The organism is Candidatus Symbiopectobacterium sp. NZEC135, from assembly GCF_025962695.1.
Genome location: NZ_JAGFPF010000015.1, coordinates 37,108 through 49,785, shown reverse-complemented (window position 1 = coordinate 49,785; position 12,678 = coordinate 37,108). Strand labels below are relative to the sequence as shown.

Sequence of the window (12,678 nt, the reverse complement as noted above, 5' to 3'; positions counted from 1 at the left end):
GGCGGAACGAGAATAAACCGCCTGACCGCACGATATTTTGCCGGATGCCGTTTTTTCACCCAAAGGGAACCTGATTTCATGCTGTTTACCCTAAAAAAAGTCGTTGGCGGGCTGCTGCAACCGCTCCCGTTACTGCTGGTGCTGATGGGCATTGGTCTGGCACTGCTGTGGTTCTCGCGCTGGCAACGAGGGGGAAAAGCCGTTATTTCCTGTGCCTGGCTGGCGTTATTGCTGCTGAGTGTACAACCGATCGCCGATAAGCTGCTGCTGCCGTTGGAAAGTCACTACGCAACCTGGCAGGCAAGCGCAGCACCGGTTCCGTATATTGTGGTGTTGGGCGGCGGCTATACCTACAACCCGGCGTGGGCACCGAGCGCCAATTTAATCGGCAACAGCCTGTCACGGGTGACAGAAGGTGTGCGTCTTTATCATGCCAACCCCGGCGCAAAAATGATCTTCACTGGTGCGGCCGCGCAGGGAAATCCAATGACCAGCGCACAAACCGCTGCATTGGTTGCGGAGAGTCTGGGAGTTCCTCGTGAGGATATCATCACCTTGGACACTCCGCGCGACACGGAAGAAGAGGCCGCAGGCACGGCGACCCTTATCGGTGAACAAGCCTTTCTGTTAGTGACATCAGCCAGTCATTTGCCGCGTGCCATGGTGTTCTTCCAGGCGCAGGGGCTGCACCCCATACCGGCCCCGGCCAACCAGTTAGCCATTACCAGCCCGCTCAACCCGTGGGAGAAAATATTCCCTTCGGCGTTTTATCTGTCTCACAGCGAACGCGCCTGGTATGAGACACTGGGCTTACTGTGGCAACGGCTAAAAGGCAGTGAAGCGCCGCCAGAAGCGGCATCACACTGAGAGGGCTATTCCAGCCAGGGGGTCAATTCGCGCGTGGCGCGCTCGAACAGCGCGCGATCCAATTGCCCGGTGTGAAGGTAGCGGGAAACCGCTTCCCAAATGACGTAAAGCCAGCGGCGATAGACAAAATTTTCCGCCAACGGTGCTTTTTGCAGGTAGCGATAGAGTAGCGCTTCTGACATGCCCGACTCGCACAGGCGGAACATGTCGTACTCCCTGGGAGCCCACAGCATCATGCCGGGGTTGATCATCGCCAATAACTGATCGCTGCGTGGGTCTTTGAGCATACTGCGCAGCGATAAATTGCCGTGCACCAACACACACCCGTCATCGAAATCATCAAACAAGGCATCAAGACACTGGCGCGAGCGGTACAACACACTGCGATCTTCTTGCGTCAGTAACGGTGCACCGACATTCAATAACGTTGACCAAAGGACTTCCAGCCGCTGTCCGTACCAACTGAGCCAGTCGTTATCTTGCGTACTGTCCACACTGCCCACACAACCGTGACTGTCGATGCGGTGCCAGAGCAACACGCTTTCAACCACATGATCCATCAGCGAGGCCCAACGCTCGGGGGTACGCGTCGGCGCTTCGACCGATACACCGCGCAGGCGCTCAATCAACAGCAGTTCTTTATAGGGCGCTTCCTGGGTGATCACCACGCCATACACCGTCGGCAAGCGCACATCCCCCTCGCGCGCCAGCATGGAAAGTTTGTACGCTTCCTGCTGGGCAATGCCCTGACAGACATAGCTTTTCGCCAACAGCGGCATGGCGTTGCCGTTATTGTCATACAGCGCGTACAAGTGTGCATAGGGCTGCTCACTGATGCGTTCGAGCCGGCTTAATCTCTCCCCCAACACCGTGCTTAATTCAGCCTTCAAATGTTCCATATGTTGCTGTACCCTAAATAATTCGCGTTGCAGGAAGACGGCAAGTGAAGGAATCCCGATGAGCTTACTCACGTAAGTGATTCGGGTGAGTGAGCGCAGCCAACACACCTGCAACGTGAAGTATGACGAGTATGAACCTCGCTCCTGCTTCAGGATCCCGCGTGCCATCATGCGGTGGACCACCGTCAATTTCTTCAATATAGATCAAATAAAGTGGCATCGGCGGGTTGTAACCCGGTTTTGGCGCAAGGTGGGAGGTGATGTCACATGCGAGTGGCGGGATGAGATAAAAAAACCCCGTAAAAACGGGGTTTATCAGGGCAATCGCAGGTAAACAACGTCGTGGTGAACGTTACAGCATCGCCTCGCGCACGCGCTGTAAATCTTCTGGCGTATCCACGCCGACGCTGGGCACGGCCTGCGCTACTGCAACATGGATTTTCTCGCCATACCACAGCACGCGCAGTTGTTCGAGCAGTTCGATCTGCTCCAGGCTACTGGGTTGCCAGGTCACATAACGACGGATAAAACCTGCACGGTACGCGTAGATGCCAATGTGGCGTAAAAAATGGTCGCCAATCGTCTCCTTGCTTTGAGCAAAACGCTCACGATCCCAGGGAATGGTGGCGCGGGAAAAATAGAGCGCATAGCCTTGCGCATCCATCACCACTTTTACCGCATTGGGGTTAAACGCTTCTTCAGCGGTGGTGATCGGCACCGCAAGCGTTGCCATCCCGGCCTGACACACGGACAGATTATCCGCTACCTGACGAATAATCACCGGAGGGATCAAGGGTTCATCCCCTTGCACGTTAACGATGATTTCATCATCTGGAAATTGATAGCGCTCGATAACCTCTGCCAAACGTTCCGTGCCAGAATGGTGATCGGGACTGGTCAGACACACTTCCCCGCCAGCCAGTTCCACCGCACGTTGAACGTCAGGATGATCCGTCGCGACGATGACACGACTGGCACCGGATTCCAGGGCGCGTTCCATTACATGCACCACCATCGGTTTACCGTTGATATCCGCCAGTGGCTTTCCCGGTAAGCGCGTTGAGGCATAGCGCGCAGGTATGATCGCAGTAAAACTCATTGTGTTATCTCATCGGCAGGAATTTTGCGCGCTTCATTTTCCAGCAGAACCGGAATACCCTCACGCACCGGATAGGCCAACGCATCCGCTTTACAAATCAGTTCTAGCTTCTCTTTGTTGTAGTACAGCCGTCCGTTGCATACCGGACAGGCAACGATCTCGAGTAAACGGTGATCCATGCATCCTCCATTAAAGGTGCTTACAAACAAAATGGGTAGCCACGTTACGCGCGCGGTGAAGGCAACAGTGACGTTATCTTACCCAGCAATAGCGACGCTCCAGGCTCGGCAAGTTGCGCATCTACCGGCACATACCACCAGTTAGCCTGAGCGAAAGCGCGGCACTTCACCGCATCTTTTTCCGTCATCAGCAAAGGTTGCTGATTATCCTCGGTCAGCGCCTGAATGGCTTCTGGCAAATACGTTTGGTGATCGGCAAACGTGATTTCGCGCACAACGTTCACGCCTTGCGTACGTAGCGTGGCAAAAAATCGGGGCGGATGACCAATGCCAGCCATGGCGACGCTTCCCGTCAAGGTCGCCACCGGGCAGGTTTCACCCGTGAGCACATTAATCGCGTCGCCCGGCTGCAAATGCATGGCAATTTCGCCGGACTGGGGTTCACCGCCGTTAACCACAATGGCATCCACGCTGTGCAGGCGTTCGGCCCGTTCGCGCATCGGCCCGGCAGGCAGCCACCAGCCGTTACCGAAGCGGCGCTCACCGTCCACCACCACGATCTCGATATCTCTCGCCAGCGCGTAGTGCTGCAAACCGTCATCGGTGACAATCACATCGAGCGGCTGACGCGCCAGTAGTGCTTCAATGGCATCGCGCCGCACAGGGGATACTGCCACCGCAGCGCCGGTGCGCTGGTAAATCAACACCGGTTCATCGCCCGCTTGCGCCGTAGACACCGAGGCATCCACCACCAGCGGATAGCGCTCCGCCTTACCACCGTAGCCACGCGACACCACGCCAACTCGATACCCCTGGCGTTGCAATTGTTCCACCAGCCACACCACCAGCGGTGTTTTACCATTGCCACCGGCGGTCAGGTTACCCACAACCGCTACCGGTACGGGTGCGCGCCAGACTCGACGCCAGCCCGCGCGGTAGCTATAGCGGATAACCGCCGTTATCAGGCCGTACAACACCGCAACAGGGATCAACAACCAATAGAGCCGCGATGCGCCGGACCAGATGCGCGCTATCATTCGCCAAACTGCATTTTATGCAACTGTGCGTAAGCGCCATTTTTCGCCAGCAGCTCCGCGTGCGGCCCACGTTCAATAATCTGCCCGTCTTCGACCACCAGAATTTCATCAGCGCTCTCGATGGTAGACAAACGGTGCGCAATCACCAACGCAGTACGATCTTTTTGCAGTTCATCCAGTGCGGCCTGAATCGCGCGTTCTGACTCGGTATCCAGTGCTGACGTGGCTTCATCCAGCACCAAAATCGGACAATCACGCAGCAAGGCGCGTGCAATGGCGATACGCTGACGTTGCCCACCAGAGAGCAATACGCCATTTTCACCGATAATCGTATCCAGTCCGTTATCCATTTTGCTGATAAAGTCCATCGCATGGGCCATTTTAGCTGCGCGCTCGATGTCTTCGCGCGAGTAGCGATCGCCACAGGCATACGAGATATTATTCGCAATGGTATCGTTAAACAGGTGTACGTGTTGCGACACTAACGCGACCTGACGGCGCAGCGAGGAGAGCGTATAGTCGCGCAGATCGTGCCCATCCAGCAGGATCTCGCCGGATTGAATGTCGTAAAAACGAGTGATCAGGTTGGCAATAGTGGACTTACCGGAACCCGAACGTCCAACCAACGCCACCGTTTTACCCGGAGGAATGTGCAGGCTGACATTCTTCAGCGCTAACGTCTCTTTGGTCGGATAGGCAAAACTGACGTTGCGGAATTCCACATCGCCTTCCGCCCTTTCAAGCACACGCGTACCTTCGTCTTTCTCCTGCTCCATATCCAAAATAGCAAACAGCGTTTGGCAGGCCGCCATGCCGCGCTGGAACTGGGCATTGACGTTGGTTAACGATTTAAGCGGGCGCATCAGCGCGATCATTGAGGAGAACACCACGGTGATGGTCCCAGCCGTCAGCGTATCCATAACGCTCGGGAAGCTGGCGGCATAAAGCACAAAGGCCAGCGCCAGTGACGCAATCAACTGAATAATCGGGTCAGAAATCGCTGACGCCGACACCATTTTCATGCCCTGGGTACGAATACGGTTACTGACTTTATCGAAACGCGCCACTTCAACGTCCTGACCGCCGAAAATCAGCACTTCTTTATGGCCTTTCAGCATCTGCTCGGCGCTGGCCGTCACCTGCCCCATGGTGTTCTGAATATTTTTGCTGATATTACGAAAGCGTTTGGACACGACGCGAATCGCAATAGCCACGATGGGGGCGATAACAATCAGGATAATAGACAGTTGCCAACTGTAGTAAAACATCAGCACAAACAGGCCGATAATCGATGCACCTTCACGCACCAGCGTAATCAACGCGCTGGATGATGACGAAGCCACCTGCTCAGAATCATAGGTAATGCGCGAAAGCAGCGTTCCGGTTGATTGTTGATCGAAGAAGCCCACGGGCATACCCATGATGTGGCTGAACAAGCGACGGCGCATATTCATTACCACCTTGCCGGATACCCAAGAGACGCAGTAGGCGGACACATAACTGGTTACCCCGCGTACCAGCATCAGGCCCATCACCACCAGCGGCATCCACAGCAGAATGCTGCGATCGGTTTTCCCAAACCCTTCATCCAGCAAAGGCTTCAACAGCGAGAGCATCAGCGTGTCGCCTGCGGCATTGAGGATAAGCGCAATGGCCGCCGCGGCTAGACCCGCTTTGAAGGGAGAAATCATCGGCCACAGGCGACGGAAGGTCTGCCAGGTGGAGAGATCTTTATCATTCAGCATGCAATAAACCTGAATTATTTATAAATAGCCGCTTATTCTACTCACTATCGCGCTTTACGCCAAACCACTGATGATACCAAAACGGCGATAGCCGCTCACGATAGGGTAAAACCTGCCAGTGTTCGTTGAAAAAACGCACACTCACCTGTCCTGACTGCGCCGTATCCACCCAATGATGCCCCCCTTTACGATAACGCGCGACAACCGCAGCAGACGGCAAACGCCACGGATTATAGCGTCCGGTAGAGGCAAGCGCATACTGAGGATTCACCGCGCGTAAAAACGACGCACTGGATGAGGTCTTGCTGCCGTGATGAGGAATTTGTAACAAATCAGCAGCCAGTTCGTCCCGCGCGGTGCTCACAAGACCTCGTTCTGCTTTCATTTCGATATCTCCGGTCAATAACACACGGTGTTTACCGTCATCGATGCGCACCACGCAGGAATCATCGTTGCCTGCGTGCGCCACGGGTTTTGGCGGCCACAATACTGTAAACGTCAACCCCCGCCACTGCCAGCGTTCCCCCTGAATGCAGGCGCGATGCCCCGGCGCAGTAAACGGACTGTACACGGTGAGCGCCGGATACACCTGCAACAACGAGCCCAGACCACCAACGTGATCCTGATGACTGTGGCTGAGAATAACCGCCTCGGGCGTGATGCCACGCCAGCGTAAATAGGGCAGAATTTCGTACTGCGCCATGTCGCCACCCGGCCACTGGCTGCCTGTATCGAACAGGACAGCATGCCCCTCCCGTTCGATAATAACGGCTAATCCATGCCCCACATCCAGCATATCTACTCGCCATTGCGGTTGCGGGGCAGCCGTGCGTTGCAGCATCAGATAGAATACTAACGCCGCCACGCTGGCAGGATAGGCGCGCCACCAGCCAAAGCGCCAGATAATGACGCCGCACCACCCCATCAGGCTCCAGACAAGATAGCGTTCATCAATCGTTATCCAACCGCGTTGCAACGGCTTGAGCACCATGAACACCACATCCAACGATCGATCCGCCAGCCACCAGGTGCTGTAACTTAACGTAGGGAACGACGCCAGCGGCAGTGCCAACAACACCAGCGGCGTCGTAATAAAAGAAACCAGCGGTACGGCCCAGATATTAGCCGGTAGCGATGTCAGGCTGATGCCCTTGAATATGCCCCATTGCAACGGCAGCAGCAGTAAGGTAATGCCACATTGCAGATGCGCCACACGCAGCAGCGCCCAACGCCACCCGTGCTGCAACCCGTCAGGCAGCGGAGCCCATTGAAACCAGAAAATCAGCCCAGCGACGGCGACACAAGAGAGCCAAAAACTGTTGGACAGTACCATCATTGGCTCACTCAAAAACACCAAGGCGACACACCACAACCACACTTGCCAGGATGTACAGGTGACACCCCAGCAGCGAATCAGCGTCCAGACGCTATATGCCAGTGCGGCCCGGATCGCCGGTGGGTTCTCGCCTGCTAGCCACGCATAGCTCCACGCCAAGAGCACACCCGCCAGCAGGGGAAGCTGCGGCACAATCCAACGCAACGGTAACAGGCATTGCAAAGCACGCATCAGTCCCCAACCGAACAGGGCGGCCAAAACGATATGCAATCCAGAAATCACCATCAGGTGCATGGTGCCCGTTTGTTGCAGCACGGCGCTGTCTTGCGGCGTTAACGTTTTCATTACGCCAAACACCAGTGCCAGCAAAATGGCATGCCAACGCAGATCATTGGCATGCTGTTCAACCTGAGTTAACAGGCGCTGACGCGCACCGCACGCTAGGGTAATCGGCGTTGCACGCAGTACGCGCGCCGACGCCAGCTGCCGCTTGGCAATCCCCCAGCGTTGCCGGTCAAATCCACCTTGATTTAACCGACTATGCAACGGACGAAAACGGGCACGGATCGACCAGCGCTGTCCACCGCACCACGCCTCCATTGCACTCGGCACCGTGAGCGTGGCGTAAAACGCTGGAAAAATCCATCGTCCTTGCAGTTTCTCAACCTGAACCAGAATCTGTTGATCCTGATGACCGGAGATGCGCATCTCAACAATCTTCACCTCAGCGTTCAGCGTTTTGCTATCGATGTTGACCATCGTCGTCAGCATCGAACGGGCATCAAGCAGCGCGAACGCCAAACCGATAACGGAGAGGCTTAACACGCGCACTATTCTGGCACGGCAGGTTGCCAACAACAGCATCGCCACGATCAACACCGTGACGGAGACCCAGCGTGGCGGTATCTGCGGCAACCACAGCAGAGGCAGTGTTCCCGCAATAACGGCACATGACGCCAAGCTAAACGACACGCTCGCCATGGCTGCCTCCTTTCTTATTCAGCAGTAAGCAGCGTGACGCGTCGCGAAGAAGCCGTACAGCCTTGTGCTGCTAAGTTGCAGCAGGATTCGCACAAGATAAGGCCAATTTTCATGAAGGTACGAGAGGGGGGAAGCGCGATCGCAATCGTTAGTAGGCTTCGGGCGACGTGAGAACCATCAAGCTCGGGAAAGAAAAGGCTGAAATAAAAAAGGCCGCACTGGCGGCCTGATGAAAAAGAAAGTGGCGCTTACGCTTCTTTGTCCGGCACGGCGCACTTCATTTCGCCCATCTCTTTCAGTTTCTTCGAGAGATCGCGACGCTCTTTTGACAAATCGGCATTCTTGATGATGTATTCATCCACGCGATCTTCATAGTCACCGCGCATCGTGGCAATAATGCCCTGCACATCTTCAATACTCATGCCCGGTTTCAGGTATTCGCTCAGGTTATCCAGCAGCAATACGCGCTTCTGGTTATCACGGATTTTCTTCTCGTTATCGACAATTTCACGTTGCAACTTGTTCTTACGACGGAAAATTCGCACAAACTCGAGCACATCCTGGAAACAGGGCTTGGTCGCCTTATCCATTGTTATCCCCTCACGTGGATCAGTTAACTTTGAGATCAACGGTGTGTTGACCGTCACTCCGCTCACGATACAGGGGAGTGACTATGCTCGACAAGTTGGTTTTTCAGTTACGTCGCCTGTCGCGCCATCAGAGGCGAAAATCGATGGCAATATCAACGATAATAGACGGCAATGCGTTGATTACGTACCTGTTCGATCTCCACCTCGGTATCAAAGATGGATTCCAGCACCGAGGAAACCATCACTTCTTCCGGCTTGCCGTTGTACACAATCTGTCCTTTGCGCATCGCAATAATGTAATCCGAGTAGGCAGACGCAAAATTGATGTCATGAATGACCAGTACGATGGTTTTGCCCAGTTCATCCGCTGCGCGACGAATTTGTTTCATCATCGCCACCGCGTGTTTCATATCGAGATTGTTCAATGGCTCATCCAGCAGCACGTATTCGGTATCCTGACACAATACCATCGCCACATACGCACGCTGACGCTGACCACCGGACAGTTCGTCCAGAAAACGATCTTTAAACTCAGTGAGATTGAGGAAGGCTAGCGCATCGGCAATGCGTTTGCGATCGTCGGCGTTCAACCGCCCTTTGGTATAAGGGTAGCGGCCGAAACCGACCAACTCTTCAACGGTCAAGCGGCTGGTGAAGCGGTTTTCCTGACGCAGCACCGAGAGGCAGGTCGCCATCTGCTCACCGGACGTGGTGGCAATATCCATTCCATTGACGGTAACGCGACCGCTGTCCGCCACCAGTAAGCGACTTATCACCGACAGCAGGGTGGATTTCCCTGCCCCATTAGGCCCAATGATTGACGTTACGCCACCACGGGAAATCGTGGCGGTAATGTCATTCAGCACCACTTGATCGTCATAGGCCTTGGTTAGATGCTCGATCTCAATCACACGGCAACCTTTTTCAATAACAACAAGATGAACAGTGTTCCACCGATAAATTCAATCACGACGGACAACGCTCCCGCCATGTTCAGCAGGTGCTCCAGAATCAGTTGCCCGCCGACCAGGGATATCACCCCAAGCAGAAATGCCGTAGGCAACAAAATGCGATGCTGGCTGGAACCGGCCACCAGATAAGCCAGATTGGCCACCATAAAGCCAAGAAACGTGAGCGGGCCGACCAGCGCGGTAGAAACCGCTACCAGCACCGACACCAGCAGCAAAATCAGCGTGACGCTGCGGTTGAAGTTGATGCCCAGATTCACCGCACTGTTACGCCCCAACGCCAGCACATCCAGTTCAAAACGCCGCCGCCAGATAACGATGGCGACCATCACGACGATCAACGCAGTCAACGCGATCAGCTCCGGAACCGCACGGGTAAAGGTGGCAAACATGCGCCCTTGCAACACGGCAAACTCCGTGGGCGTCAGTAGACGCTGCATCAGGCTCGACGCGCTGCGAAACAGCGTGCCGCAGATAATGCCAACCAGCAGCACCAGATGCAGGTTGTCGCGCCGCCCCAAAAAAAGCCAGCGATAAAGCACCGCAGAAAACGTCACCAGCAGCAGTGCTTCACACAGAAACTTACCGCTGACGCCCGCCCAGGGAATGCCCTTGGCCCCAAACACAAAGATGATCAGCGTTTGGATCAGCACAAACAGGTTTTCGAAACCCATAATGGAGGGCGTGAGGATGCGGTTGTTGGTCACCGTTTGAAACAGCAGCGTGGAGGTGCTGGCGGCGAATGCCACCAGCAGCATAGTGGCTAACATCAGGCCACGATGCACCAGAATGTACTGCAAATTGCTGCCGAGCTTTATCGTCATAAAAATAACGATCGTCGTCAGCGCCAACGCGCCGAGTACCCACAAGCGTTTCTCGGGCGTAGCGATAACGGCCCTCAGCCCGGTATTGCTGCGGGAGAGTTTAACCTCGTTAACTGACATGGCGTTTTTGCCCCAATAACAGAATAAGGAACACCACCGCGCCAATGACGCCCAGAATGACACTCACTGGGATTTCAAACGGATAACGAATCACCCGCCCAATCACGTCGCACAGCAACACCAATCCGCCCCCCAGCAGACACACCCAGGGAATGGTTTTACGCACATTGTCACCGAGCAGCATACTGATCAAGTTAGGCACGATCAGACCAAGGAAAGGCAGCGTACCGACTACCACCATCACCACCCCACTGATGATGGCGATAATTGCCAGCCCGAGCAGCATCACTTGTCGATAGTTGAGACCAACGTTAACGGAAAACTCGCGCCCCATGCCCGCAACGGTGAAGCGATCTGCCGTCCAGCAGGCAATCAACGTAAGAATCCCCACCAGCCACAACAGTTCATAACGTCCGCGCAGCACACCGGAGAAATCGCCTGACTCCCAGCCGCTCAGCGACTGCAATAAATCAAAATGCATCGCCGCGAAGGTGGTTATCGCGCCGATCACCGCGCCCAGCATAATACCGACCAGCGGCACCACCAGCGCCGATTTCAGCACGATGCGCCGCAACAGCAGCATAAACAGCACGGTGCCTGCCATAGCAAACAGGCTGGCAACGGTCATTTTCACCAGCAGCGAGGCGGAGGGCATTAACACCATCACTACCAACAACCCCAGGCTGGCGGACTGTGTAGTACCCGCCAGCGATGGCTCGACAAAGCGATTCTGCGTCAACAACTGCATGATCAAACCCGCCACGCTCATGGCACTGCCCGCCAGCAGCAGCGCCAGCGTGCGCGGAACACGGCTGATCAAGAAAATATCGCGCATAATCGGATCGCGCCACACGGCATCCAGGGTCACCTGACCGGCACCGATAAACAGGCTGGCAACGATCATCCCCGTCAACAGGATAAATACGGCCAGCAAATAGACAGGTTTCATGGCAAACATCGTGCTGTCTGGTTACTTCTTGTCTAACGCTTTATTGACGTCATCAATCAGACGCGAATAGCTCTGCAAACCACCTGCGATATAGAGTGACGCGGAATCAAGATACACCACGTGCTGGTTTTGCCACGCCTTGGTTTTTGTCACCAGTGGGTTATCCAACACTTGCTGGGCTGGCAAGCCACCAGTGGTGCCGATCGCACTGTCACGGTCTAACACAAACAACCATTCAGGATTGATGCTCAGCAACAGTTCAGCGGTAACCACGTTGCCATGGCGACCCGGATCTGGAAATTCAGTAGCCGTGGCGAACCCCAGTTCGTCAAACACAAAGCCAAAGCGTGATTTCGGGCCATAGGCAGAAATCTTGCCGCCGTTGACCATCAGCACCATGGCGGTACCCGCCTGCCCTGCTTTTTCACGGGTTTGTGCGACGCGTTGTTTGAAATCATCGAGCTTGGCTTTGACGTCATCCTGCTTGCCAAAAATCTCGCCCAGTTGCTCAATGCGATGGATAAAGCTCGGCATAAATTGCTGCTCATCCACATCCAGAGAAATGGTCGGCGCAATGCCGCTCAGTTTGTCATAGGCATCACGTGCGCGACCACCCGCAATGATCAGGTCCGGTTTGGCACTGCTCAGCGCTTCATAATTAGGCTCAAACAGCGTGCCTGCATTCAGATATTCACTGCCGGAGTACTTGGCCAGGAAAGGGGGAAGATGCGCGCTGCTTTGCGGCACACCGGCGACTGGGATCTGCAATGCATCCAGCGTATCCAGAATGGCAGGATCAAACACGACAACTTTTTTCGGATGTAGCGGTACCGTTGTTACCCCTTGGGCATGTTCAACGCTAAGGGTTGAGCTGGCGCTAGAAGTCTTATCTGACTGATCGCACCCTGCCACTACCAGCAAAGAAGCTAACAGCGTCGTTTTAATCGCACTGGAAAACCGCATCATCGTCTCCTTGTTAATTGCCTTACGACACGGCACTGCGTGTCAGAAGGAATTTAATTATCATTCGCATTAAAGTGCGAAATTGTAACGAATGATGGTGTGAATGCATAGGGCTTCCTGC

The 12,678-nt window shown here is 54.8% G+C and carries 12 protein-coding genes; 1 reads left to right on the top strand and 11 read right to left on the bottom strand.

The genetic code is table 11. From position 1 onward, the window contains the following. Window positions 1–78 precede the first annotated feature (78 nt). Window positions 79–867, top strand: coding sequence for an envelope biogenesis factor ElyC (gene elyC, locus J5224_RS10370; protein ID WP_264625296.1), 789 nt, complete (start codon window positions 79–81; stop codon window positions 865–867). A 5-nt stretch (window positions 868–872) separates the two neighbouring features. On the opposite strand, the gene J5224_RS10365 is transcribed toward elyC, so the two are convergent. The 11 genes from J5224_RS10365 to J5224_RS10315 form a co-directional block, all read right to left on the bottom strand. Then, window positions 873–1,766 carry a YcbJ family phosphotransferase gene (locus tag J5224_RS10365; RefSeq protein ID WP_264625327.1) on the bottom strand — a complete coding sequence of 298 codons (894 nt, stop codon included), beginning with the start codon at window positions 1,764–1,766 and terminating at the stop codon, window positions 873–875. 352 nt (window positions 1,767–2,118) lie between these two features. Beyond that, a complete protein-coding gene (gene kdsB / locus J5224_RS10360) occupies window positions 2,119–2,865 on the bottom strand; it encodes a 3-deoxy-manno-octulosonate cytidylyltransferase (RefSeq protein ID WP_264625295.1) in 747 nt (248 codons plus the stop codon). Further along, complete coding sequence (locus J5224_RS10355) at window positions 2,862–3,044, bottom strand: Trm112 family protein (RefSeq protein ID WP_222157225.1); 183 nt, start codon at window positions 3,042–3,044, stop codon at window positions 2,862–2,864. Before J5224_RS10355 ends, kdsB begins: the two co-directional genes overlap by 4 nt. 44 nt (window positions 3,045–3,088) lie before the next feature. Beyond that, complete coding sequence (gene lpxK, locus J5224_RS10350) at window positions 3,089–4,081, bottom strand: tetraacyldisaccharide 4'-kinase (protein WP_264625294.1); 993 nt, start codon at window positions 4,079–4,081, stop codon at window positions 3,089–3,091. Further along, a complete protein-coding gene (gene msbA, locus J5224_RS10345) occupies window positions 4,078–5,826 on the bottom strand; it encodes a lipid A ABC transporter ATP-binding protein/permease MsbA (RefSeq protein ID WP_264625293.1) in 1,749 nt (582 codons plus the stop codon). Before msbA ends, lpxK begins: the two co-directional genes overlap by 4 nt. Window positions 5,827–5,863: 37 nt before the next feature. Next, window positions 5,864–8,143, bottom strand: a complete 2,280-nt coding sequence (locus J5224_RS10340) for a ComEC family protein (protein ID WP_264625292.1) — start codon at window positions 8,141–8,143, stop codon at window positions 5,864–5,866. A 248-nt stretch (window positions 8,144–8,391) separates the two neighbouring features. Next, window positions 8,392–8,733: a PTS system regulator TmaR gene (gene tmaR / locus J5224_RS10335; RefSeq protein WP_264625291.1), complete on the bottom strand. Its 342-nt coding sequence runs from the start codon at window positions 8,731–8,733 to the stop codon at window positions 8,392–8,394. 152 nt (window positions 8,734–8,885) lie between these two features. Further along, on the bottom strand, window positions 8,886–9,644 hold the full coding sequence (locus tag J5224_RS10330) for an ABC transporter ATP-binding protein (RefSeq protein ID WP_264625290.1): 759 nt from the start codon (window positions 9,642–9,644) through the stop codon (window positions 8,886–8,888). Further along, window positions 9,641–10,645, bottom strand: a complete 1,005-nt coding sequence (locus J5224_RS10325; RefSeq protein ID WP_264625289.1) for an iron chelate uptake ABC transporter family permease subunit — start codon at window positions 10,643–10,645, stop codon at window positions 9,641–9,643. The genes J5224_RS10330 and J5224_RS10325 overlap by 4 nt, the downstream gene beginning before the upstream one ends. After that, window positions 10,635–11,594 carry an ABC transporter permease gene (locus J5224_RS10320; RefSeq protein ID WP_264625288.1) on the bottom strand — a complete coding sequence of 320 codons (960 nt, stop codon included), beginning with the start codon at window positions 11,592–11,594 and terminating at the stop codon, window positions 10,635–10,637. The genes J5224_RS10325 and J5224_RS10320 overlap by 11 nt, the downstream gene beginning before the upstream one ends. A 21-nt stretch (window positions 11,595–11,615) precedes the next feature. After that, complete coding sequence (locus J5224_RS10315) at window positions 11,616–12,557, bottom strand: siderophore ABC transporter substrate-binding protein (RefSeq protein WP_264625326.1); 942 nt, start codon at window positions 12,555–12,557, stop codon at window positions 11,616–11,618. Between the last annotated feature and the right edge of the window lie 121 nt (window positions 12,558–12,678).